This is a genomic window from Vibrio panuliri, assembly GCF_009938205.1.
Classification (GTDB): Bacteria; Pseudomonadota; Gammaproteobacteria; order Enterobacterales; family Vibrionaceae; genus Vibrio; species Vibrio panuliri.
In genome coordinates this window covers 2,839,220-2,860,754 of record NZ_AP019654.1, presented here as the reverse complement: position 1 = coordinate 2,860,754, position 21,535 = coordinate 2,839,220, and the positions used below count along the sequence as shown (strand labels likewise).

Here is a 21,535-nt window from a genome sequence, read left to right as displayed (position 1 = left end):
TGTACCTTACGTTGATTGTGCTGGGTAAGGCTTCTACTGCTCTTCGTCTCTTAAAGATATAATCTCCATGATTATATCAATTACGTTATTAGCATTAAATTTTTCAGTCCCTAATTTTTTGTATAGCTCTTTCATTCTCAACGACAGGTCTGTTCTTTTTTGGATCTCAGAGTTTAACTCAGTCCAAAGCTCTTCAGCCATGTAACCTGTAGAGCCAACCGGAAGCAGAAGAAGTCCTTGCTTTTTTGCTATCTCATATTCTTCACGCATGCCGTTTGATAAAATAATATCGTTTCCAGCTTGTTTGTTACCGAATAAAAATAAAGCAATGCCCGCATAATTAATCATATCTTCGCGATACTTTGTCCATAGAGAGCTTAAAGGTTGTTCTCCTTCTGTGGACTGAGGAAAAGGCCGTAAGACAAGATGGTCCTCAATTTTTGCCAATTTGTTATTAAAGGTTTCCTCAAGCACGCTAGAAATTACAGTACTGCCAATTCCAACACCAAAGCCAGAAACAATTCTTAAATTATTTTTCACTAGCATTTTACTTAGATCATAGACAAACCTTAATGCTTCTTTTTTCTTCTAAATCTCCATACTCACAAGCAGCTCCAGAAATGAATATAGTTCTTGATTTGTATTTTATTTCTAGTTTTATAAGAAGATCAGTAATTTCTTCATATTCATCTACAAGAATTGTCTTTATATTGAATCTCTCTAAATCTTTGATGAAAAAAAGTTGTTTTCTTTTTCTGTATTCAAAGTCTGCTTCTTCCTCATTTTTATCTTTCTTTACGTTTCTAATGAAACAATAATGTCTTCTTTGATTGTTTTCGTAAGCAACTCTAACTCGACTAAGAATATAATCCAAGTTTGGATCGGTGAAGCTAAAACCTATGAATATAAATGTTTTAGAGATGAGGTCACTTTTAAGATTGGCCAAATATTGATCCATCTTTACATGATAGCGTTCATAGTCATCTTTTGTTAATACAGCTTGGCTTGCATGTTCTACATCACCATGCATCTTGTATACAACAGCATCACGCTTTGGCTTTGTTGTTGATAAATGATCATTAGTGTGCTTAACATCAGAAACTTTTCCTGACTTTTCAAGCGCATTTTCGATTATTTTATCGTAATTGGTTGTCCAGTAAGTCCGTATTGGTAGGCGGCATAAAATTCGGTGATTTTCTGTTTCTATAGATTTACGTGAAAACTCATCTATCAGTCTTTGATTTAATTGGCTTCGATTGTTAGCGTTATCGTTGCAATGGTATTGAGCAAGAGCAACGAGATCATTCTCTTTATCAACATCTAAACCTAGCTCTTCGGCTATAGGACGAAGAAGTTCGGCCCAATTAACAAAACCTGATCCAGCTGACATTCCAGCTCCAGCAAAAACAGCAACATTCTCTTCAGCGAGTTCTTTTTCCAAATCTCTTAGAAATGCCTTTTTCCGTAAGTCCATCATAGATATTCCATTTTTACATTAATCTTAGAATGGTTATTTATACAAAATAACAACCAAAATTTAATAAAGCTCTCCAGTACCTTGGTCCACTCTTTTATAAAAGTCAGAAAACTGACACGGGTCGGAAATAATAATGTTTTTATCACTGTGAAATTTAATATCGATTTCTTCTATTATCTTTTTAGCGGGTTTTGATTTATCTAAAGAGATTTTTTTATAGTTTCTAATTCGATTATACCCAATTGATCCTAAATCTACTTCAATTGCCTTATCACCGAAATAATAAAAGTGGTCTGAAATCAACACTTGGTTCGCTTTTTGTATCACGATATAGATTGGTCATATTAAATGAACCATCAGGATTGCTATGATGAGAGTCTTCTTGAATCCATTCACCATTTTTATCTTTATGATATATGTTATCACCTAAGACCTGAACACGACTCCCATTCCTTGCTGGTTTTTTTTATAGAAAACCTATGATCATCCCAATAATCATCAAAGCTCATTTTTTCAGTAACTTTCATTAATAGAATGCACTTCTTTTTCGCGTTCTTTAAGTTTGCTCCACCAACTCCTAGTATCCAGTCACCTACCTTAGCAGTGTTTCTAATGCCTGGTTTACATGTTGCTAAGGTACAAAAACCATGGAATGGGTTAGGGGCGAAACCAAAATCTCGCGTTATTGCATAAGCATAAAGAATAGAGCTAGGTTCAATTAGCATACGACATTACCCCCTTGTACATTATCACGCTCCGTACCATCGGGTTTTTGAAAGCTAATTTTTCCTTCTAATGCGTTTATAATAGCGTCGCTTCTCCAAGAAACGATAGATGTTGCATATTTTTCGAGGTTTTCGGGTAGTGTTACATTTCCTGTTAAACCATTCTCGTACACACCAATGATAGGTTTTCCAAGTTGATGAGCAGCTTGAATTTCCCAGTTTACCCACGGTCTAGTATGTGTTTCTTTCCCTATAACAACTATTACCTGACTTGCCCATCTCATTTTCATTCTAAGCAAGCGAGCTATAGTCCTATCACTAACCTTTTTTTCTTCAACACGTCTCTCGTTTTCAGGTTTCATTCTTACAGAACTATTTCGTAACTGGTAACCTTTTCCTGCTGCTAGACGTGATATTCCATCAACACTAGCATCATCTTTGTGATGATGGCTCACAAAAACATTTTTCTTGACTTCTTTAACCATTAGACAACCCTTATTGGTTATTTATATTCATTAAAATAATTTTAAATTATTATCTTGGTAATAATATTTTTGTTTTGGTCTCTTATTATTAAACTTAGTTCGACATCTTTTATCGATCTCACATGCACCGCTATTTTCCATGTCCATTAATGTATATGTTCTTTCTTCTTTGGGGAGAAAGTGGAATATTTCATCCATATCCCATTTTTCTTTATACTCTTCTGATATTTTATTTTGATTTAAAGTAAACCAGAAAAGACATTCTTCGCTATTCATTCCGTCTCTGTCGGAAAATATCCAATTTATTCCCCTTTCACATCCCGGACCTGATACGACAAAATTCATCTCTGTAAAAGGAAATTTATTTATATATGTTAAGTCTACGAAAATTTGGTAGGCGAGAAAATTACCAATTCCTGAAAATGACTTTAGGTGATTAAATACTTCTAGTTGGTTTGCAGAAACATTTACGCCATTTACTATTTTATCTTGGTTGTAAAAAACAAATTTTATCATCCTTAAAATCATGTTTTTCAGTTTTACCTTCTATTTCCTCTAGAAATTTACCAAAGTTAACTTTGGGTCCTCCAAGAATGTAGGCTGCACTGAAAAAAAACATAGTTTGGATTTTTTAAAGATATATTATTGAGCTGTTCTCTGATTGTTTCATTAATGTATTTGATGTTCATTTTTGAAAAAATCAAATGGTGCATTGATTTCTCTTAAAGTATCACTTTTGTTTATAACTCGAAATAAAAATGAGTTGAGTATTTTGTTATCATAGCTTACTGAATGGTTGTTGATGATATTTTTTAACAACCATTTCGTTTCTCTATCCCAAGTTCTTTTTGTATTTACAAATTTGTAATTTTTCAATATTTCATCATCTGTCCAATAAGGTGGGAGACAAAGTATTTTTTTGTAATAGATTGATGTTCTCTCCCTTTGATGATGAAACCATTCTCGAATAACACTATCATTTAAAACTGGTTTAGAGTTTTTTATCTTCCTTTCTCTTACATTACAGAAGAGCTGATCATTTTTAATATCCACTAGATAACACCTCTTCTATGAAGGTTTTAAAATTACCCATTCCATCTTCATTATTTATAAACTGATAATCCGTTTTTGATTTATTTAAATTTATATATTTGTCAATGTCATATTTTTCATAATTATTGTTACTTCTTTCTATGTAAACTACTATGAATCCATTATTCTTACACCATATAAATTCTTCGTTAGATCTTATATCAGTAATGATTATGTTTTGATTTTCTTTGTATCTCTCTTCCAAGTTAATTAATTCTTCTGATAGCATTCTGATGAATATTCTATCTTCTATTTCTCTGAGTTTATTAAGATGTAGCCAAATGTCTCTTGGGGTGTGTTTGATTGACTCACCAGTGGGCAATGTAATGTTTATTGGTAACGTTTTTTCTTCGGGAAAATAGTCCTTTTCCATCCATGGGTAAATGTGGTTGGCTAGTTTTTTCAATTGATCACTGAAAGATAATCTAATGAATTTATGTTCATCTATTAGATATCTAGCTAGAAAATCTTTACCACTTCCGGACACTCCCATGAATGCAATTTTCATATATTTTCCTTATTGGTTTTATTGAAGTGATTTGAACTTATACTGAGATTAAAGTCATCACTGAACTCATTTTTTATCACAATGGGTTGATTGAATTTTTCTTGATGTATATATGATAGAAACCGCTTCTGCGTATCCCCAAAGTAGTTTTTTTTCTTTCTCTACGCAATACTTGTCAAAAATACCTTCTAAAATCTTAACTTCTTCTGGAATTCTTTCTTTATTATGGTTTTCTGTAATGAGAGTATTAAAAAATTCAACTATATCAATGAATAATGACTTTATTTTAGGTAGTGAGTTAGGGAATTTTATTTCGTCATTGTTTAGTATATTGGTTTGTTGTTTCTCCTTGTTATTATATATATCTTTGGCTTGTTCTATTCTTTTTTTATATATGTGTAGATTTGTTACTGATTGATGTAAATATCCAACTTTAATTTCACTATCTACTTCGTTTTGTAAAACTGATACTACTATTTCTTGAAGTAGACTAAATTCAAAAATATTGATATTACTTATACCAAATATAAGATCCCCACTTCTTTGTATGATCTTTATATTTAATTTTTTGTCCGGAGTAACGAAGAAATGTATTAAGTTATTGCAAGGAATATCTACACTGTTTTGTAAGTTATATACATTCTTTAGACTTTCGTCTGTGTCTCTGTCAGGCATGTATAAACTAAGGACGGCTCGTCGTGTGAAAATGCCATCTTTTTTGAATTGATTTATGACATTCTCTAGTTGCCCATGAGCATATAGCCTTTCTCCATAGGCTGCGCGCCAAACTACTCCGTCATCTGAATATTTAGGTGCTCTTGGGAGAAAAAACTTTAGATATGGTTCAATTCGGTTATCACCAGCGAGAACCCACATAGCTTCAGCAAAAGTGGAAAAGATATTGTTTTTCCTGCCCAATAGACTTAGATGCCTTGATCTTGGATTATGTAAGATCAAACTAGCATCATAGATGGTTAAAGCATCTCCGTTCCTCGTTGATAGGCAGGTGCCTTCAGTGAGTACCTTTTCTAGGATTTTCATTATTACATCGTTAATAGTATCTCCATAAACGATATGCATAACCGGAACCTCATGCTTTTAAGTTGGCATTTTTAGTTGATAAACTGCTTCAATAGTCTCCGTCGCATGGCTCTCTAGGTTAAAGAGGTCCCTTGTAAACCTACAAATGGCTTGTTTCTATAAAATGTAACAGCCTTTAAGGAACTCTAAGTCATACGATGTTTCCAGTTTATAATCTACTATTATCATATTGTGCGTTTTGGGGGGAGTGAAGTGATGAATTGCATATTTGTCTACTACTTATCACATTGTTCGGCCAAGGTTCGATAGGCGGCATACGGTTCATGCATGATGTGGCGCGTGGGATGAATCTTATTAATGGCAACATGGATATGCAGGTTGTCCGTGTCGTTGTGAACGGCGCTGATACGTTGATGTCCGTTAAATCCAAGGCTGTCACACACACGTTTTTCAATCTCTGAAAGCACGTTCTGAGCAAGCTGTTCACCGGCTCGGAAGCTGATGATCAGGTGATAGGTTTTATCGTTCTTTGCCCGGGTGTTCGACTGCTGAGTGGCGAGCACTTCGCTGATTGCATCCCGGACCGAATCGGCGTGGCAGTTCGTCAGCTTTACGTGTCCCAAGCGGTGCTCTTTGCTCTGAGCATCGGTGAGATAATCAATTAAGCCGGCAAAATCAGATTTGTGCGTGGAACGCATCGGAATGTGTTTAACAATCATGACTATCACCTTTGGCGCAGGACCGACTCCATGATGGTGCTCATTTGATCTTTGGTGGTATCAATCCGGTTCAGCACGGCCTTGATGGTCGGCACACCGATTTGCGCGGCTTTAACATCGTTGGTCAGCCAGAGTTTGAGTAAACCGCCAAGACGGCCAAGATCGCCGTTTACCTTAACCAGTTCCCGCACTTGCTCAGAATCGACGACGCTTTTCACTTGGCGTCCCTGACCAATTCTGCGCAGATAAGTGGATACGCTCAGCCCGGCTTGTTTGGCGTTGGCTTCAATCCGTTCACGCTCTTCCGGCAGGCAATAGACTTTGATTGGCGTCGTATTCTTTCTGGTGACTTTCTGTGAATGATTCATGTGTTGTCTCCGTCTCGAACCGTCTGTTACTGACTCGGCCCCGCAGGGCAGGATTACCGTTGAGCGCCCTGGCGCGAATAAGGGAAGTGAAGTGGTAACCGCCGACTTGTCGGGGGGACCACTTCACCTATCCTGCCCGCAATATCACCCGCAACTGTGTTTTGGATATCGCAGGTATGCTGCGCTGCTATCGCGCAATTGCGCGTTGGTAGCGCCGCGACTGCGAGCTGACAGCGCTTAAACAGCGTGGCTGCGTATTCATATCAAGTCCTGCTTATTGGGCTTGGCATCAAGCGAAAATCCACTGATTTTACGCGAAACGTTTTGCTTCTCTTTCGCTGGCTTATCGGTTGTGCTGGGCTTGGGGACTGTCGTGATGTACTGCTTTACGTAGCGCAGAAATGTTTCATAGCGGAACGAGATATATTTCTGCTCCGTCAGGTACTCCCAAACGGTTTTGAGGCTATATCCGGCCTCTATGCTTTCCTCGACGAAGGATTGAACGCCAAGGAAGGTTGCAAGGACTTCCTGCTTGGTGGGACGGCGAGTATTAGGCTGGCGCTGAATAATCCAGGCTTGCAGCTCTTTGACGTAATCCGACATATCAAGCCTCCATATTGTCCGGGGTAGCCTGGTCAATTAAGTTGGCGATATCGGAGACTTTGAAGTACACGCGTCTGCCTATTTTGAGTCGATTGGGTTTTAGCTTGTTGGCTAAATCGCAGTTCGTGCGAAGAGTAATTCTCAATCCTTCAGGGCTGCGATGCAGGATCTCTGCGACTTGAGTAAACGAAAGCAGCGGTGAATTTCCGTATTTACTGTATAACCATTCTTCAGTAGTCATGTTGATCTCCTTCCTAAAGTTCGTAACGGCTCAATAGGACACCATTTTATGTTCGCGTCTTGGGTGTGGCGTGGGGAAGTGTTTTGAGATAATCATAAATTGATAATGGCGTCAAATTGCTGGATTTTGCTTTATTTTCGCCGATTTTGGGCGAAGTTTAGCTATGCTTTTCTTTTTTTGATTTTGTTTTCACCATTTTTAAACGGTTTTTTAGCCGCTAAAATTCGTCCGAGGGATATATTGATTTCGGTATATCGAAATTAAATGATTTATTAGCAATTTTGTTTGTTTAATAAATTGTTTTTATTGGGTTGTTTTATTTTTGTGTTGATTTGTTAACGGTTTAAAAGGGAGGGGTACATAGAAGGTTTAAGGGCTAAACGGTGAATTGATAGAGATAGTGACTAGAATAAGAAAAGTTGTAGTTAAATTGCTATAGATTCTTAATCTAACCCTATTTATTCCTAAATGTTCTAGTTTTTTGTGATTTTAATCGCTATCTTTTTTCGATTCAAAGGTGTTCCTATGTCTTCAGAACTCATGGCTATGTCTCTAAAGTGTCGTTAATTGTGTTTCTGAAACGATTGATTGGTACCTAAGTTTTTATAGACGTGTTGCTGACATATGAGGGGCGTTTTTGATGGGGGGACGCTTTATGGGCTGCTCAGCTATATCATCCGACAAAGATATGATTATGGTTTTATAATGAGGCGACCTAAGAGTTCAGACGGGAAAGTGTCTTAAATCTCGTTTAACGGTTTCGCCAAGACTTTTGCCTGCGTAACAGTGTCATGAACATCTTAAAACTAATACAAAGCTTGAAAAACGTACGTCTAACAAAAATTCATATGCTTAGGTGAGTTGTGAGCTTACGAAGTTAATCGGGCGGAGATTTATTTGATTAGATGTAGTGGATTTAGGAAGAAGCCCAGAGAGCTTACACTCTCTAGGTTCAACCCTGAAGTTACACCAGTTGCGACAACACCAGAACAAACCGCGCTCACCCCATTTATTACTGCTGAAGTGAAATACTTTACGTTTTGAACAAAACTTCCCATAAAACCTCCTCGGTTATTTGTTGGATGTGGAACTAACAAATTATTGATGTAATTTAGTGTAATAATTACAAATATGAGTACGGCTATTATGTCTAGGGTGCCGAAGTGGAGAATTGAACTCCAAACTTCTGCCTAAATCTACTACCTTGAGAATTTATGAAAAAATCGTTGTATAGTCAATAGGTTGAACTGGTAAGCTAACGACAGTTAAGTCCATGGAGATACTAATGTCGCTTAATATCGATCAAATCGACGAGTATATGCAAGCGTTAGTAACCAACGCAAAAGCACTCATTCGAGAGTCTGAGTTACTTTTTAAGAAAAAAGCGTATGCCCGTTCTTTTACTTTGTCTCATATAGCGAGGGAAGAACTTGCCAAATGCCAAATTCTTTATGCAGCTGGGCGTAGAGTAATTGCTGGTATTGATGTTAATTGGAAGCAAACCATGAAACGCCTTAGAGACCATAAGTCCAAATTGAACCAAGAAACTGTAAGCAACGCAGCGTTGTGCTTTATCGGCGGAAATGAGCAAGTTTACAATGATGCAATGCGGTCATTTAAGGCTTCTTCAGATTTGCGTAATGAATACAAAAACAACTCTTTATATGTCGGTGTATCCACTGATGGAAAGATTTCATGTCCAGAACGTGTGATAGATATGGCAAGAGCCCAACGTAATTTAGAGTTAGCTCGTTTTGCTTATACAGAAGAAATCAATTTTCAAGCTAAGGTCGGAAAATTATCGAAAATGGATCCTACGCAATTACCAGACATCTCTAAAGTGGACTCAATGACGCATAGTGATCACAAAGCAATATTGCAGGCAGCCTCAGATATTCTTCAGAAGACTCCTAAAAAGTGAACTAGTGATTATTAGACATGGTATCACTATACAGTATCTTGCGCATAACGTGCCTTTCGGCGGCTGAGATATTATTTGAAGTGCTCTCTCCTAATGAGTGATGGGGCTAGATAGAACCTATAGGGAGAATAAAATGTTTAAAGGCTTCGAGCTTACTTTGAGTGAGTCGGATTTCTTGGCAAATTCCGGGCGGTATAGTGCATTGCTTAGAAAGAGGCAGGAAAAAATAGTCGACACGTTTAATGAGGTCTTGCTTAGTGATGGGAAAATTGATGCGGACAAAATCATAGAAGAATGGTTTCCATCAGGACAGTATCACGTGTTTATTTCTCATTCTCATAAAGATTTAGAGTTGGCAGAGCAATTAGCAAACTGGCTGTATGAGAAGTTTAAATTGACTTCATTTTTGGACTCTCATGTATGGGGGTACGCAAATAACTTACTGAAAGATTTGAATGAAAAATACGCTAGACATGGAGAAGAAACTTATGCATATGAGCCTGCAATTTCTAATGCAGCTCACGTTTACTTAATGCTATCAACGGCATTAGCAGAGGCAATCGACAAGTCCGAGTGTTTATTTTTTATTAATACAGAAAATGCCCTCGAAAACATGCAGATAAAAGGTAGCCAGGAAGAGTCAAGAACCGCCTCGCCATGGATTATGCATGAGTTAAAAACGTCCGCTATGATCCGTCGGCGCTATAGTTCAGATAGAGAAGAGAGTTTATTGGAAAGCGCTGGTCTCGAATCGCTGGAAAAAAGTGCTAGCTTTTCTTTTTCAGTGCCTACAGAACATCTGCTTAAATTAGATAAAAGTAACTTATCGAAGTGGGTAGAAGATTGTGGCGTGGAGTACGATACTGGCAGTTTAAGCCAATGGATTCAATGTATTCGCAACGAAAAGAAAGAGTTCGATGCGCTAGATGTTCTATATACTTTTTCTATGATTGACGAGGACAGGTAACATGATCCCTAATAGTGATTATCTCGCTTTGATACAAGGTGTGGTTAGCAGAATGGCTAATAACGCATTTCTTATCAAGGGATGGTCTATTAGCCTTACTACAGCTATGCTGGCTTTGGCTGGAGGGACTAAGAATGAAATCTTTTGTGTAATATCAATCATTCCAGTTCTACTTTTCTGGTGGCTTGATGCGTTCTTTTTCTATCAAGAAAAAAAATATCGTGACATTTACGATTATGCTAAAAGTGACAGCTTTAAAACAGAAGACCTCTTTAGTCTTGATCCCAATCTACTTGTAGACAGAAGAGTAGAAAAAAAGCAAAAGTGCTCAATACGTTGGCAAGTCATGAAGGAAAATGCAGTCTGGTCAATTTACGTTGTTCAACTGTTTGTTCTATTTATAGCTTTCCCGATAATCAGAGCATTATCGTAGAAACCAGAAACCAGAAACCAGAAACCAGAAACCAGAAACCAGAAACCAGAAACCCTGTATTGTTTACAGGTTTTTTTGAATTCAATTAGTTGCTTGTAGGCGATTTTAATTTATATCTCTAGTATAGAGACTTTACTTCGTGTCACTCCCGCCTGAGATCACTGGTCTAGTGATCCTACTCGGTTTTCAGTCCTGCTGTGGGTGCCATTTTGCTGCATTCGTTCGACTTATGTACGGTATTTATTGACGATTCTTTTGGGATCTTTCTATCACAGAGAAAAATGTCATGCTAACAGTTGCTAAAGCAAAAGAAAGAGGTGTATTTACCCAGCTAAACTCACTAATTCCAAATGTGGCAGCGACTACGACAGATAACATTAGGCCCGCTGTAATCATGAACATTGGAATGGAATGATAAGACTCAAAATAGTTAGCGAATGAAAAAAGAGCCGCATAACCGAAAATTGCTACAATCAAGGCTAGGAATAGATTTACAATAACCCCAGCTTCAGGCCATAGGCTATACAAAAGTGCAATGTCGTTTTCTTGAGCTAAGGATGCGGGGAAGTAGCTCATGTATGCTGCGGCTAATGAAGGAAATACTAAATCATTTGCAACGCTTTTGATGGCTGGTAGTTTTAATAGGTTATCCATAGTGTCTCACTAAGTTTTATTAAACAAAGATGATTCTCTTTAGGTTTAATATTAAACATGATCCAGCATTTAGTTTGAGTGTTAAATCACGTTAAGCTTTAACTGTGAAAGGGTTAGAAATGTATTGAATGTAACAATTAGAGTTCTTTCTGTATTACTGCCCCCCAAGTGTCAATAAACCAGTCCTGATCATTGCTCACAGCCAGACTACATCGGCTTAATCCTCATTTCATTGACACTTGAGGGGCAGAGTTGTCTAAGCCTTTTTCCCTTTCGCAATCGCGTCCAGCTCTTCAACCAGGTCTTCGGCTCTGAGGTGCGTGTAGCGGCGTAGCATCTGCATCGATTTGTGGCCGCTGATGGCGGCGACTTGCTGATCACTTAGCCCACCTTCAACCAAGCGGCTGACGCTCTCGTGGCGCAGGTCGTGGAATTTAAAATCCTTCAGGCCAATCTTGGCTTTAATCTTCATCCACACTTTGTTGAAGTTGTACGGGCGTCGCTTGCCGTCTTTGCCTGGTTCGCCAAAGAAAATCAGGTCGGTATCAATGGGCCGTACCGGATTATTAATCGCCTGCTTAAAGAATTCTAACACCAGGAGAGAAAGCGGAACGGTTCTCGGCATGGTGTTTTTGGTTTCGACCAGGAAAACCACACGCTTTTTCAAATCAACCTGAGAGCGGCGCAGAGAAGTGATTTCAGAAGAACGCATACCGGTTTCCAGCGCGATACGAACAATCCAGGCCAGCATCGGGTTGGTGTGCGCCTCAACGGCTTCCAGGAGCTGTAACTCTTCTTCCTCAGTTAAGCGTCGTTCCCGGCCAGAAGGCGGGGAGGGCTTACGAATATTCTGGACTGGGTTAATTGCCAGGCCGATGCCCCATTCTTTAATCGCAATGTTGTACAGGTGACTGAGCAGGGCCAGGTCAATGCGCACGGTGTTAGGTGAGCGTGGCTTAGGGGCCGAGTTACCTCTGGCGTCGCAACGGTCTAGGCCAGCTAACCGGTCGTCTCGATACTTGGCAATGATTTCGGGCGTCAGGGCGGCCAGGGAATATTTCCCCAGGGCTTTGATAATCGGTTTGGAATGTCTTGCATCACAGGCAGCGGTCGCCGGTCGTTTGGTCGGTGAGATTTCTGCCAGGTAGCGTTTTAATGCTTCTTCAATGGTGAGTCGTTCAGACGAGGAACGTTTTATATACACGCCACGCACAATTTCATCTTCAGTGCGTCTTGCCCAATCCTCGGCATCGCGTTTGAGACGAAAAGTTTTGGACGTCGTCGGCCAGCCGGTTTTTCGAATAACGGCTTTCCAAGTACCTGAAGTAGTTTTAACTAAAGTTGCCATGTGAGTACTCCCGAATGCGTACTGTACTGATTTTGTACCTCGGGACGGAATAAAAGGCAACATTCAAAAGAAGGTAAGCGGTAAGTGCTTGATTTGAATGGTGGCCCCTCCCAGACTTGAACTGGGGACCAATCGATTATGAGTCGACTGCTCTAACCACTGAGCTAAGGGGCCGAATAGGTCAACGATTATAGGGGAAGCGGCTTGGAGTGTCTAGCCACTACTAAGGGTAATTCCGCTTAGTTTTTATCCATTTAAACCAACCGTATACAAAAAAGGTGAGCCAATGCTCACCTTTTTGCTAAACAGAGTAGTTCTTACTCGTCAAGGAAGCTGCGCAGAGTTTCTGAGCGGCTTGGGTGACGTAGTTTACGCAATGCTTTCGCTTCGATCTGACGAATACGCTCACGGGTAACATCGAACTGTTTGCCCACTTCTTCTAGAGTGTGGTCAGTGTTCATGTCGATACCAAAGCGCATACGCAGTACTTTAGCTTCACGAGGTGTTAGACCTGCTAGAACATCTTTAGTCGCAGCTTTTAGGCTTGTTGCCGTTGCTGAGTCTAGTGGTAGTTCTAGAGTGGTATCCTCGATAAAGTCGCCTAGATGCGAATCTTCGTCGTCACCGATTGGTGTCTCCATTGAGATAGGCTCTTTTGCGATCTTCAGTACTTTACGGATCTTATCTTCTGGCATCTGCATACGTTCTGCCAGTTCTTCCGGTAACGGCTCACGACCCATCTCTTGTAGCATTTGACGCGAGATACGGTTTAGCTTGTTGATCGTTTCGATCATGTGTACCGGAATACGAATAGTACGAGCTTGGTCTGCGATTGAACGAGTAATCGCCTGACGAATCCACCAAGTTGCGTAAGTTGAGAACTTGTAACCACGACGGTACTCAAACTTATCAACGGCTTTCATTAGACCGATGTTACCTTCTTGGATTAGATCCAAGAACTGTAGACCACGGTTGGTGTATTTCTTCGCAATCGAGATTACTAGACGTAAGTTCGCTTCAACCATCTCTTTCTTCGCACGGCGAGCTTTTGCTTCACCGATAGACATGCGACGGCTGATGTCTTTGATGCTTTGAACAGTCAAAGACGTCTCTTCTTCAATCATGCGTAGCTTAGTGATAGAACGACGAATGTCCTCTTCACTTAGCTTGATCTTGTCTGCGTATGGTTTATCAGACGCAAGGATTTCATCTAACCATGCTTCAGTCGATTCATTACCCGTAAATAGTGTAATGAATGACTTCTTAGGCATTTTGCCGTATTCAACGGTCGCCTTCATGATTAGGCGCTCTTGAGTACGTACACGTTCCATAGAAGTGCGCAACTCTTCGACTAGGTAGTCAAATTGCTTAGGTGTTAGACGGAACTCTTTGAATACGTCTAGAACCAACTCGTGAGCGATTTGAGCTTTCGGGCTTTCTTGACCGTGCTCATTGACCGCTAATTGGTAGTTCTGGAAAGTATTACGCAGTGCAGTAAACTTCTCTAATGCAACTTCTGGGTCGATACCAGTATCTTCTTCAGAGTCATCAGAATCGTCATCATCACCATCTTCTTCTTCATCGATATCGTCATCTTCATCATCAAGATCAGACTCTTGAAGTTCAGAACCGATGTGTGTCGCCGTTGGTGCTGCCGTTTCATCAGCATCAGGATCGACAAAGCCAGTGATAAGATCTGTCAAACGAAGTTCTTCTGCTTGAATCTTATCAAACTGCTCTAAGATGTATGGGATGGTGCCTGGGTATTCCGCAACGGCGTTTTGTACTTGGTTGATACCATCTTCGATACGCTTCGCGATGTCGATTTCGCCTTCGCGAGTTAGTAGTTCAACCGTACCCATTTCACGCATGTACATGCGCACTGGGTCTGTGGTTCGACCGATTTCGCTTTCTACGCTTGAAAGCGCTGCCGCTGCAGCTTCTGCTGCATCTTCATCGGTAATGGTGTCATCATCATTTAGCGCAAGATCATCAGCGTCCGGAGCAGTTTCCACCACTCGGATACCCATGTCATTAATCATCTGAATGATGTCTTCAACCTGCTCAGAATCTACGATTTCTGCTGGCAGGTGGTCGTTAACTTCTGCGTAGGTCAGATAGCCTTGTTCCTTGCCTTTAATGACAAGTTGTTTTAGCTGTGACTGCGGATTTTGATCCATAGACGGTATCCAACTTAGTATTTGGTGAAGGAATTAGTATGCGAGATGCAAACCATATATGTTAACAAATTAATTGATTGCTGCCTATACAAACAGGGTTACGCTTTCAAATCTAGCATTAACGCTAGCAGCTCCCTTTTTTCCTCGGCTGATAAACCGACGCTTCTTTCTTTGGCTTGCAGATTTTCAATTTGTTTTTCGACGCACTGGGAGAGTATTCTGTCCAATGAGTCTAGAAATATATCTTTTTCGTTGTCGTCATCGAGGGGAATTTCCCATCCCGCGAGACGCAGCATAAGTGCCGATTGGCTACTATTTCGCCATTGCTCTAGCAATTGACCTGTAGTGATATTGGGGTGAAGTTGACAATATTCAAGCACTTCTAACAATAAACTTAGTCCCGGAACTGTTAGGTTCTTCACACTACTTAAATCCGGTACCATTTCAGCATAGCTCGGATTTTGAATTAGCAAAGCGATTACCTCACGCATTGGCGTGCGTTTTATCTCTTGATGAGGCAAAACACGAGTCTCTTTTTGCCCTTCTTTACTAATGAGCTGCTGCAGTTGGCGCTCATCCATTAAACCTAAGCGTTTGCCGAGTAAGTCTCTCAAGTATAAACGCAAAGTACCACCCGGTACTTTATCAATCAAAGGAACGGCGAGGCTGGTTAGTTTTGCCATGCCTTCGCGGTTGGAGACATCAACCTGTTGCATCAGAGAGCTAAACATAAAGTCAGACAAAGACATCGAGGCTTCAATCTGTTGCTCAAATGCCTCTTTGCCATATTGACGAATGTAAGTATCGGGATCTTCGCCATCGGGCAAAAACATGAACTTCAGTTGTCGCCCATCGGTTAAATAGGGCAGTGCATTTTCCATCGCTCGCCAAGCCGCTTCTCGTCCTGCTCGGTCACCATCGTAACAACAAACGACGGTACTGGTTTGGCGAAATAGCACATGCAGATGATCACCGGTTGTGGAAGTACCCAATGATGCCACAGAGTAATCGACGCCATATTGCGCCAAAGCCACAACATCCATATAGCCTTCTACGACTAAGATTCGAGGTGGTTCACGATATGCTTGTAATACTTCATAGAGGCCGTATAGCTCTTTGCCTTTGTGGAAGATCGGTGTTTCTGGTGAGTTTAAGTACTTGGGAGTACCTTCGCCAATCACGCGACCACCAAACCCGATCACTCGTCCACGACGATCTCGGATTGGGAACATAACACGGCCACGAAAACGGTCATAACGGTTGCCATTATCGTTTTCGATCAGCATACCACCTGAGACCAACATATCTTGAGCGACTTTGTGCTGACCAAAGTTTTTACGGACTAAGTCCCACTCATCAGCCACGTAACCAATACCAAATTTCTGCACGATCTCGCCTGAAAGCCCGCGATCTTTTAAGTATTGGATCGCGATCTTACTGCTCGATTGCTTAAGTTGATCTCGGTAGAACTGGCCGATACTGCCCATAAGATCATACAAGCTACGCTTTTGATCACTGCTCGCTTGCGGTTGATCTTTGTGAAAACTGCCCCCTTGGCGTTGTTCGCGTGGTACGTCTAAGCCAAGGAATGAAGCGAGCTCTTCGATGGCTTCGACAAACTCTAGGCGTTCGTACTCCATCAAAAAGTCGATGGCATTGCCATGCGCACCACAGCCAAAACAGTGATAGAACTGTTTCTCTTGGCTTACGCTAAATGAAGGGGTCTTTTCGTTGTGAAATGGGCAGCAAGCACCATAGTTCTTGCCTTTTTTCTTAAGTTTTACTCGCGCGTCGATAATATCGACGATATCGAGTCGAGCTAGAAGGTCATCAATAAAACTGCGTGGGATGTGTCCAGCCATAAAACCTAACAAAAAAAGAAAGTGATAAGTTGGGTAACTATATAATACAGTGAACTATCTTGGAAATTCCATCTGCCAAATACAAACAAGCCGTGCGATCCAATGGAGAGCACGGCTTGCTGCAATAGGGTTGGGTAATTAAGCCAGTTTAGCGCGAACTAAACCACTTACTTTACCCATATCTGCGCGCCCTTGAATTTGCGGTTTAAGAACACCCATTACTTTACCCATGTCTTGCATGCCCGCAGGTGCAGATTCAGTAATTGCAGCTTCAATCAGCTCAGCAATTTCTTCATCTGTAAGCGGTTGAGGCATAAAGTCCTCAAGTACAGTAATTTCAGCGCTTTCCACATCGGCTAGGTCTTGACGACCAGCTGATTCGTATTGAGCGACAGAGTCGCGACGTTGTTTAACCATTTTGGTCAGCACAGCAAGAATGTCGTCGTCGTTCAGAGTGATCTGTTCGTCAACTTCACGTTGCTTAATTGCTGACAGAGCTAAACGAATAGTACCAAGGCGCAATTTGTCCTTGGCTTTCATCGCTAATTTTTGCTCGTCTTTGAGTTTATCAATCAGAGCCATAACTATATCCTTTAGGACTTAGCTATTAGTACAGGCGAACGCGACGAGCGTTTTCGCGAGCTAGCTTCTTAGCGTGACGCTTTTGAGCAGCTGCTTTAGCGCGTTTGCGAACTGTAGTTGGTTTTTCGTAGTGCTCACGACGACGCACTTCAGAAAGGATACCTGCTTTTTCGCATGAGCGCTTGAAACGACGTAGTGCAACGTCGAACGGTTCGTTTTCACGTACTTTAACTACTGGCATATGCCTTTCACCTCAGGGGTTAATTCGTTAACGCTGGCATTGGCAGTCCGAACGGCTTTGTTCGGTCTATAACCAGCTTGATCAAAAATGGTGCGGAATTTTAATCCGATCACTATGGCTTTGTAAAGCACTTTGTCGAGTATATACCCATGTATTGCTATGGGGTAGTGGAAGTCAACAAGCTTTATTCCCCAAGGCTTAAGGCTCTCTATTGGCTTATATTTTCTAAATCAGCACTTTAGTCGGCAAATAGCATCAGCGATTTTAAGCAAATTGACTCGGTTATTGGCTAAGAGGTTTGGCTGGGTGAATGGCAAAGTTCGCTCGTCACTTTCACCGAAAAACAATTATGCCGGGGTTAAAAGTGTTCAGCCTTTTTGTACAAAATTTGTTTGCAAAGCGAAGGCGAGTTAAGATTGCCGCCAATTTGCAAATAATCAAGAAACACCCCGAGTAGATCATGCGTATTATCGGTATCGAAACTTCCTGTGATGAAACAGGCATAGCTATTTATGATGACGAGAAAGGATTGCTTTCTCACCAGCTTTACAGCCAGATCAAACTGCATGCGGATTACGGCGGTGTAGTGCCAGAGCTTGCATCGCGTGATCATGTAAAGAAAACGATCCCATTGATCAAAGCGGCAATGGCCGAGGCTAACTTAGAGCCAAAAGACATTGACGGTATTGCTTATACCGCTGGGCCAGGATTAGTTGGCGCGCTGTTAGTGGGAGCGACGATTGGTCGCAGCCTTGCTTACGCATGGGGTGTACCTGCTGTACCTGTCCACCATATGGAAGGTCACTTATTAGCGCCAATGCTTGAAGACAATCCACCGCCATTTCCATTTGTCGCGGTATTGGTTTCCGGTGGTCACTCAATGATGGTGGAAGTGAAAGGCATCGGTGAGTACAAGATCCTTGGTGAGTCTATTGATGATGCCGCAGGCGAAGCTTTTGATAAAACGGCAAAGCTGATGGGGCTAGATTACCCGGGTGGTCCATTGCTTTCTAAACTTGCAGAGAAAGGGACACCGGGGCGCTTTAAGTTTCCACGTCCAATGACCAACGTTCCTGGTTTAGACATGAGCTTCTCAGGTCTAAAGACCTTTACTGCCAATACCATCGCCGCCAATGGTGATGATGAGCAAACTCGAGCAGATATCGCTTTGGCTTTTGAAGAAGCGGTTTGTGGCACATTAGTGATCAAATGTAAGCGTGCATTGGATCAAACTGGCTTTAAACGTATTGTCATTGCTGGTGGCGTAAGTGCAAATAAGCGTCTTCGTGCTGAACTAGAGAAGTTAGCGAAGAAAATCGGTGGTGAGGTTTATTACCCGCGTACTGAGTTCTGTACCGATAACGGGGCAATGATCGCTTACGCTGGTATGCAGCGTCTAAAAAATGGTGAAGTGGCGGATCTTTCGGTTCAGGCGGTTCCTCGTTGGCCGATTGATCAATTGGATCCTATCGCGTAGAACTCGCTGTAAAGGTCGCATTGGCGACCTTTTTTATGCCCTCAACTTAAAATAATAATCAATGGATAGAAGTATGAAAAAATTTACGATTGATGGTCAGCAGATGGCTTATCTCGACGTTGGTCAAGGTCCGGCAGTACTATTTGGTCACAGTTATCTTTGGGATAGCAATATGTGGGCACCACAGGTTGAGCGATTAAGCCAACACTACCGCTGTATTGTTCCGGATCTTTGGGCACACGGTGAGTCAGATTTTGCTCCCCAGTCGACACGAACGTTGCAGGATTATGCGCAGCAAGTATTGGCATTGCTTGATCATCTGGCAATTGAAGAGTGTGTGATCGTCGGTTTATCTGTGGGTGGTATGTGGGGCGCTGAACTGGTTTCTCTTGCGCCACAGCGCATTAAAGGCCTAGTGCTTATGGATACCTTTGTCGGCTTAGAGCCAGAGGTTGCGCACAACAAGTATTTTGCAATGTTAAACACGATTGATGAACAACAGTGCGTTCCCGCGGTTATCGCTGAGGCGGTTGTACCTCTTTTCTTTGCTAATCAGGTTCGTGAGGTAAACCCGCAATTGGTGGCAAATTTTGAGCAGCATCTTTTGGCGCTCAAAGGAGAGCAAGCTTCAGAGGTGGCGAGAATCGGGCGTATGGTGTTTGGGCGTCGAGACTTAATTGAAGAAGTTGAGAAATTTGCCCTGCCAACATTAATCGCGGTTGGCCAAGAAGATAAGCCGCGTCCAGTATTAGAATCTTACTTGATGCAAGACTGCATTGATGGTGCTGAGTTAGTTCAAATTCCTCAAGCTGGGCATATTTCTAACTTAGAGCAGCCGCAATTTGTCACCGATATGCTGCACAATTTTCTTAGTCGCATTCACAGTAATTAGTACCGATTAGCCAACGATCTGACTGATGCTCATCGTGGGGCTAGCTGGTGATAACGCGGGTGTATGATTGAACGGGAGGCCTCATTCAGAGGCCTGTTTTACTTCATTCTGTTTGAGTTTCTTATCACCAATTTTCGGCTCACTCCCTTCATAGAGACGGCGAATGTTTTGGTGATGCTTAAATACAATTAGGCAGCACAACATGGCGACGGGCAGAGTATATTGTGGTTTGATCATCCAAGTGTACATGGGGGTCAACAACACAGTCACGAGTGCCGCCAGTGATGAATAGCGGAAGATCAGCGCTACAGTGAGCCAAGTAACGATCACCATGGCAGTAAGATCCAAACCGATCGGCGCGATCGCTCCAAGTGCGGTAGCAACGCCTTTTCCCCCTTTGAAGTGGAAAAACAGCGGGTACATATGCCCAAGACAGGCGGCGATAGCAACAATACCAAGCATGATAGGCTCTATATCTAAGAAGTAACCTCCCCAAACAGGAATCGTGCCCTTCAACATATCACACAATAGAACCGCTACCGCGGCTTTACGCCCGCCAATACGTAACACATTGGTCGCGCCAGGATTATTGGATCCCACTTCGCGTGGATCAGGCAGACGCAGCAGTCGACAGATCAAAACCGCACTTGAGATCGAGCCTAACAAATAGGCTGAAAAGATCATGGCAAGTGCTAATGGCGTCATAGGTGCTCAACTCGATGAAACAGATGTCTAAAGTGCAAGTAGTTGGTATCATATCGCGCTTGCTATGAGCAAACTACTCACAGCAACCATTTGATAGCAGAATAGTACGATTTTTTCTCCTCGTTGGGTATCCGACCTGTATAGGAAGCAGCAAAGCATGGACAAAGTATTTATTGAACAACTCGAAGTCATCACGACGATTGGCGTTTACGACTGGGAACAGGCGATCAAGCAGAAGTTAGTGCTTGATATCGAAATGGCTCATGACAACCGCCCGGCAGGTAAAAGCGATGACGTACAAGATGCTTTGGATTATGCGCAAGTCAGCGAAGCGGTAATCAACCACATCACCACGGGTCGTTTTCTGTTGGTTGAGCGAGTGGCAGAAGAGGTGGCAGAACTTGTCATGTCTCGCTTTAACGTACCATGGATAAAAATTCGTTTAACGAAACCTGGTGCCGTGCCACAAGCAAAAGGCGTAGGCGTGGTGATTGAAAGAGGGCAACTATGATCACCGCCTATATTGGCGTTGGTTCAAACTTGGAACGCAAGAAACATATTGAAGCGGCCATTGTTGAATTGTCTCGAATTGGAGACAAACTACGCCTTTCCACAATTTATGAGTGTGAAGCGGTTGGTTTTGATGGACTGCCTTTTTACAATCTCGTCGTAGAAATGTCGACCTCAATGTCGTTGACGGATTTTTCACATGCTTTGCGTAAAATCGAACTGAAATGGGGACGCAAAGTGAATGCGATGAAGTTCGAACCTCGCACTTTAGACTTGGATATCATTCTATTTGGTGAGCAAACCTCTCAGAAACATCCTCAAGTACCGCGTGATGACATCTACCAATATGCATTTGTTATTCAGCCACTTAATGAACTGTGCCCAAGTTTGATTGTCCCACAGGATGGTCGCACCATTGCAGAGATTTATCACCAAGCGAGTCATCGAGAGTCGCTCAAAGCAGTGGAACCATGGTTTTAGTATTTATCTATTTATGAGTCTTAC

The 21,535-nt window shown here is 41.6% G+C and carries 29 protein-coding genes and 1 tRNA gene; 7 read left to right on the top strand and 23 right to left on the bottom strand.

Going from position 1 to position 21,535, the window contains the following annotated elements; translation table 11 throughout:
- Positions 1 to 33 precede the first annotated feature (33 nt).
- From GZK95_RS22415 to GZK95_RS22100, 15 genes are all read right to left on the bottom strand, one after another.
- The gene (locus GZK95_RS22415) at positions 34 to 540 is read right to left on the bottom strand and encodes a hypothetical protein (protein ID WP_269472834.1); all 507 of its coding nucleotides are present in this window, start codon (positions 538 to 540) and stop codon (positions 34 to 36) included.
- Between the two features lie 16 nt (positions 541 to 556).
- Positions 557 to 1,477, bottom strand: a complete 921-nt coding sequence (locus tag GZK95_RS22410; protein ID WP_269472833.1) for an SIR2 family protein — start codon at positions 1,475 to 1,477, stop codon at positions 557 to 559.
- Between the two features lie 60 nt (positions 1,478 to 1,537).
- Positions 1,538 to 1,783, bottom strand: a complete 246-nt coding sequence (locus GZK95_RS22405; RefSeq protein ID WP_269472832.1) for a hypothetical protein — start codon at positions 1,781 to 1,783, stop codon at positions 1,538 to 1,540.
- Positions 1,749 to 1,895 (bottom strand): hypothetical protein, encoded by a 147-nt coding sequence (locus GZK95_RS22400; RefSeq protein WP_269472843.1) that lies wholly within the window; start codon positions 1,893 to 1,895, stop codon positions 1,749 to 1,751. Before GZK95_RS22400 ends, GZK95_RS22405 begins: the two co-directional genes overlap by 35 nt.
- 4 nt (positions 1,896 to 1,899) lie before the next feature.
- Positions 1,900 to 2,202 (bottom strand): Nmad2 family putative nucleotide modification protein, encoded by a 303-nt coding sequence (locus tag GZK95_RS22395; RefSeq protein ID WP_269472831.1) that lies wholly within the window; start codon positions 2,200 to 2,202, stop codon positions 1,900 to 1,902.
- Positions 2,196 to 2,687, bottom strand: coding sequence for a TIR domain-containing protein (locus GZK95_RS13060; protein ID WP_075714212.1), 492 nt, complete (start codon positions 2,685 to 2,687; stop codon positions 2,196 to 2,198). Before GZK95_RS13060 ends, GZK95_RS22395 begins: the two co-directional genes overlap by 7 nt.
- A 30-nt stretch (positions 2,688 to 2,717) precedes the next feature.
- Positions 2,718 to 3,203: a nucleotide kinase domain-containing protein gene (locus GZK95_RS22290; RefSeq protein WP_232061565.1), complete on the bottom strand. Its 486-nt coding sequence runs from the start codon at positions 3,201 to 3,203 to the stop codon at positions 2,718 to 2,720.
- 153 nt (positions 3,204 to 3,356) lie between these two features.
- Positions 3,357 to 3,740 (bottom strand): nucleotide kinase domain-containing protein, encoded by a 384-nt coding sequence (locus GZK95_RS22285; protein WP_232061564.1) that lies wholly within the window; start codon positions 3,738 to 3,740, stop codon positions 3,357 to 3,359.
- Positions 3,730 to 4,287: a P-loop NTPase family protein gene (locus GZK95_RS13050; RefSeq protein ID WP_151148793.1), complete on the bottom strand. Its 558-nt coding sequence runs from the start codon at positions 4,285 to 4,287 to the stop codon at positions 3,730 to 3,732. The genes GZK95_RS22285 and GZK95_RS13050 overlap by 11 nt, the downstream gene beginning before the upstream one ends.
- 66 nt (positions 4,288 to 4,353) lie before the next feature.
- On the bottom strand, positions 4,354 to 5,328 hold the full coding sequence (locus tag GZK95_RS13045; RefSeq protein ID WP_232061563.1) for a thymidylate synthase: 975 nt from the start codon (positions 5,326 to 5,328) through the stop codon (positions 4,354 to 4,356).
- Positions 5,329 to 5,603: 275 nt separating this feature from the next.
- Positions 5,604 to 6,047, bottom strand: coding sequence for a relaxase/mobilization nuclease domain-containing protein (locus tag GZK95_RS13040; RefSeq protein WP_225623936.1), 444 nt, complete (start codon positions 6,045 to 6,047; stop codon positions 5,604 to 5,606).
- 5 nt (positions 6,048 to 6,052) lie between these two features.
- Positions 6,053 to 6,415, bottom strand: a complete 363-nt coding sequence (gene traJ, locus GZK95_RS13035) for a conjugal transfer transcriptional regulator TraJ (RefSeq protein WP_075713712.1) — start codon at positions 6,413 to 6,415, stop codon at positions 6,053 to 6,055.
- Between the two features lie 258 nt (positions 6,416 to 6,673).
- Positions 6,674 to 7,018: a TraK family protein gene (locus GZK95_RS13030; protein ID WP_075713714.1), complete on the bottom strand. Its 345-nt coding sequence runs from the start codon at positions 7,016 to 7,018 to the stop codon at positions 6,674 to 6,676.
- Between the two features lies 1 nt (position 7,019).
- Positions 7,020 to 7,259, bottom strand: a complete 240-nt coding sequence (locus GZK95_RS13025) for a MerR family transcriptional regulator (protein WP_075713716.1) — start codon at positions 7,257 to 7,259, stop codon at positions 7,020 to 7,022.
- Between the two features lie 893 nt (positions 7,260 to 8,152).
- Positions 8,153 to 8,317, bottom strand: coding sequence for a hypothetical protein (locus tag GZK95_RS22100; protein ID WP_170296239.1), 165 nt, complete (start codon positions 8,315 to 8,317; stop codon positions 8,153 to 8,155).
- Positions 8,318 to 8,544: 227 nt separating this feature from the next.
- Here GZK95_RS22100 and GZK95_RS13020 point away from each other — a divergent pair, with 227 nt between their 5' ends.
- From GZK95_RS13020 to GZK95_RS13010, 3 genes are all read left to right on the top strand, one after another.
- Positions 8,545 to 9,180: an AbiV family abortive infection protein gene (locus GZK95_RS13020; protein WP_075713718.1), complete on the top strand. Its 636-nt coding sequence runs from the start codon at positions 8,545 to 8,547 to the stop codon at positions 9,178 to 9,180.
- A 133-nt stretch (positions 9,181 to 9,313) separates the two neighbouring features.
- Complete coding sequence (locus GZK95_RS13015) at positions 9,314 to 10,147, top strand: TIR domain-containing protein (RefSeq protein WP_075713720.1); 834 nt, start codon at positions 9,314 to 9,316, stop codon at positions 10,145 to 10,147.
- A 1-nt stretch (position 10,148) separates the two neighbouring features.
- Positions 10,149 to 10,580, top strand: coding sequence for a hypothetical protein (locus GZK95_RS13010; RefSeq protein WP_075713722.1), 432 nt, complete (start codon positions 10,149 to 10,151; stop codon positions 10,578 to 10,580).
- A 240-nt stretch (positions 10,581 to 10,820) separates the two neighbouring features.
- Here GZK95_RS13010 and GZK95_RS13005 read toward each other — a convergent pair whose 3' ends face one another.
- From GZK95_RS13005 to rpsU, 7 genes are all read right to left on the bottom strand, one after another.
- Positions 10,821 to 11,234, bottom strand: a complete 414-nt coding sequence (locus GZK95_RS13005) for a hypothetical protein (RefSeq protein WP_075714524.1) — start codon at positions 11,232 to 11,234, stop codon at positions 10,821 to 10,823.
- A gap of 256 nt (positions 11,235 to 11,490) precedes the next feature.
- Positions 11,491 to 12,582, bottom strand: a complete 1,092-nt coding sequence (locus GZK95_RS13000) for a site-specific integrase (RefSeq protein WP_075715352.1) — start codon at positions 12,580 to 12,582, stop codon at positions 11,491 to 11,493.
- Positions 12,583 to 12,680: 98 nt separating this feature from the next.
- Positions 12,681 to 12,756: transfer RNA gene (locus GZK95_RS12995), tRNA-Ile, on the bottom strand.
- 143 nt (positions 12,757 to 12,899) lie between these two features.
- Positions 12,900 to 14,762 carry an RNA polymerase sigma factor RpoD gene (gene rpoD / locus GZK95_RS12990; protein WP_075707009.1) on the bottom strand — a complete coding sequence of 621 codons (1,863 nt, stop codon included), beginning with the start codon at positions 14,760 to 14,762 and terminating at the stop codon, positions 12,900 to 12,902.
- Positions 14,763 to 14,860: 98 nt separating this feature from the next.
- Entirely contained in the window at positions 14,861 to 16,624 is a 1,764-nt protein-coding gene (gene dnaG, locus GZK95_RS12985; RefSeq protein ID WP_075715353.1) for a DNA primase, read from the bottom strand.
- Between the two features lie 138 nt (positions 16,625 to 16,762).
- Positions 16,763 to 17,206, bottom strand: coding sequence for a GatB/YqeY domain-containing protein (locus GZK95_RS12980; RefSeq protein WP_075707005.1), 444 nt, complete (start codon positions 17,204 to 17,206; stop codon positions 16,763 to 16,765).
- Positions 17,207 to 17,231: 25 nt separating this feature from the next.
- Entirely contained in the window at positions 17,232 to 17,447 is a 216-nt protein-coding gene (gene rpsU, locus GZK95_RS12975) for a 30S ribosomal protein S21 (protein ID WP_001145625.1), read from the bottom strand.
- A 460-nt stretch (positions 17,448 to 17,907) separates the two neighbouring features.
- Here rpsU and tsaD point away from each other — a divergent pair, with 460 nt between their 5' ends.
- Entirely contained in the window at positions 17,908 to 18,924 is a 1,017-nt protein-coding gene (tsaD, locus tag GZK95_RS12970) for a tRNA (adenosine(37)-N6)-threonylcarbamoyltransferase complex transferase subunit TsaD (protein WP_075707003.1), read from the top strand.
- A 73-nt stretch (positions 18,925 to 18,997) separates the two neighbouring features.
- The gene (locus GZK95_RS12965; protein WP_075715354.1) at positions 18,998 to 19,816 is read left to right on the top strand and encodes an alpha/beta fold hydrolase; all 819 of its coding nucleotides are present in this window, start codon (positions 18,998 to 19,000) and stop codon (positions 19,814 to 19,816) included.
- 81 nt (positions 19,817 to 19,897) lie between these two features.
- On the opposite strand, the gene plsY is transcribed toward GZK95_RS12965, so the two are convergent.
- On the bottom strand, positions 19,898 to 20,521 hold the full coding sequence (gene plsY / locus GZK95_RS12960) for a glycerol-3-phosphate 1-O-acyltransferase PlsY (protein WP_075715355.1): 624 nt from the start codon (positions 20,519 to 20,521) through the stop codon (positions 19,898 to 19,900).
- Positions 20,522 to 20,678: 157 nt separating this feature from the next.
- On the opposite strand from plsY, the gene folB reads away from it, so the two are divergent.
- Positions 20,679 to 21,032 carry a bifunctional dihydroneopterin aldolase/7,8-dihydroneopterin epimerase gene (gene folB, locus GZK95_RS12955; RefSeq protein WP_075706997.1) on the top strand — a complete coding sequence of 118 codons (354 nt, stop codon included), beginning with the start codon at positions 20,679 to 20,681 and terminating at the stop codon, positions 21,030 to 21,032.
- A complete protein-coding gene (folK, locus tag GZK95_RS12950) occupies positions 21,029 to 21,511 on the top strand; it encodes a 2-amino-4-hydroxy-6-hydroxymethyldihydropteridine diphosphokinase (protein ID WP_075715356.1) in 483 nt (160 codons plus the stop codon). The genes folB and folK overlap by 4 nt, the downstream gene beginning before the upstream one ends.
- The last annotated feature ends 24 nt before the right edge of the window (positions 21,512 to 21,535 follow it).

Coding starts and splice junctions, on each gene's coding strand:
- GZK95_RS22410 (WP_269472833.1), bottom strand. CDS start 1,477: ATGATGGACTTACGGAAAAAGGCATTTCTAAGAGATTTGGAAAAAGAA.
- GZK95_RS22395 (WP_269472831.1), bottom strand. CDS start 2,202: ATGCTAATTGAACCTAGCTCTATTCTTTATGCTTATGCAATAACGCGA.
- GZK95_RS13060 (WP_075714212.1), bottom strand. CDS start 2,687: ATGGTTAAAGAAGTCAAGAAAAATGTTTTTGTGAGCCATCATCACAAA.
- GZK95_RS22290 (WP_232061565.1), bottom strand. CDS start 3,203: ATGATAAAATTTGTTTTTTACAACCAAGATAAAATAGTAAATGGCGTA.
- GZK95_RS13050 (WP_151148793.1), bottom strand. CDS start 4,287: ATGAAAATTGCATTCATGGGAGTGTCCGGAAGTGGTAAAGATTTTCTA.
- GZK95_RS13045 (WP_232061563.1), bottom strand. CDS start 5,328: ATGAAAATCCTAGAAAAGGTACTCACTGAAGGCACCTGCCTATCAACG.
- GZK95_RS13040 (WP_225623936.1), bottom strand. CDS start 6,047: ATGATTGTTAAACACATTCCGATGCGTTCCACGCACAAATCTGATTTT.
- traJ (WP_075713712.1), bottom strand. CDS start 6,415: ATGAATCATTCACAGAAAGTCACCAGAAAGAATACGACGCCAATCAAA.
- GZK95_RS13030 (WP_075713714.1), bottom strand. CDS start 7,018: ATGTCGGATTACGTCAAAGAGCTGCAAGCCTGGATTATTCAGCGCCAG.
- GZK95_RS13025 (WP_075713716.1), bottom strand. CDS start 7,259: ATGACTACTGAAGAATGGTTATACAGTAAATACGGAAATTCACCGCTG.
- GZK95_RS22100 (WP_170296239.1), bottom strand. CDS start 8,317: ATGGGAAGTTTTGTTCAAAACGTAAAGTATTTCACTTCAGCAGTAATA.
- GZK95_RS13020 (WP_075713718.1), top strand. CDS start 8,545: ATGTCGCTTAATATCGATCAAATCGACGAGTATATGCAAGCGTTAGTA.
- GZK95_RS13015 (WP_075713720.1), top strand. CDS start 9,314: ATGTTTAAAGGCTTCGAGCTTACTTTGAGTGAGTCGGATTTCTTGGCA.
- GZK95_RS13010 (WP_075713722.1), top strand. CDS start 10,149: ATGATCCCTAATAGTGATTATCTCGCTTTGATACAAGGTGTGGTTAGC.
- GZK95_RS13005 (WP_075714524.1), bottom strand. CDS start 11,234: ATGGATAACCTATTAAAACTACCAGCCATCAAAAGCGTTGCAAATGAT.
- GZK95_RS13000 (WP_075715352.1), bottom strand. CDS start 12,582: ATGGCAACTTTAGTTAAAACTACTTCAGGTACTTGGAAAGCCGTTATT.
- rpoD (WP_075707009.1), bottom strand. CDS start 14,762: ATGGATCAAAATCCGCAGTCACAGCTAAAACAACTTGTCATTAAAGGC.
- dnaG (WP_075715353.1), bottom strand. CDS start 16,624: ATGGCTGGACACATCCCACGCAGTTTTATTGATGACCTTCTAGCTCGA.
- GZK95_RS12980 (WP_075707005.1), bottom strand. CDS start 17,206: ATGGCTCTGATTGATAAACTCAAAGACGAGCAAAAATTAGCGATGAAA.
- rpsU (WP_001145625.1), bottom strand. CDS start 17,447: ATGCCAGTAGTTAAAGTACGTGAAAACGAACCGTTCGACGTTGCACTA.
- tsaD (WP_075707003.1), top strand. CDS start 17,908: ATGCGTATTATCGGTATCGAAACTTCCTGTGATGAAACAGGCATAGCT.
- GZK95_RS12965 (WP_075715354.1), top strand. CDS start 18,998: ATGAAAAAATTTACGATTGATGGTCAGCAGATGGCTTATCTCGACGTT.
- plsY (WP_075715355.1), bottom strand. CDS start 20,521: ATGACGCCATTAGCACTTGCCATGATCTTTTCAGCCTATTTGTTAGGC.
- folB (WP_075706997.1), top strand. CDS start 20,679: ATGGACAAAGTATTTATTGAACAACTCGAAGTCATCACGACGATTGGC.
- folK (WP_075715356.1), top strand. CDS start 21,029: ATGATCACCGCCTATATTGGCGTTGGTTCAAACTTGGAACGCAAGAAA.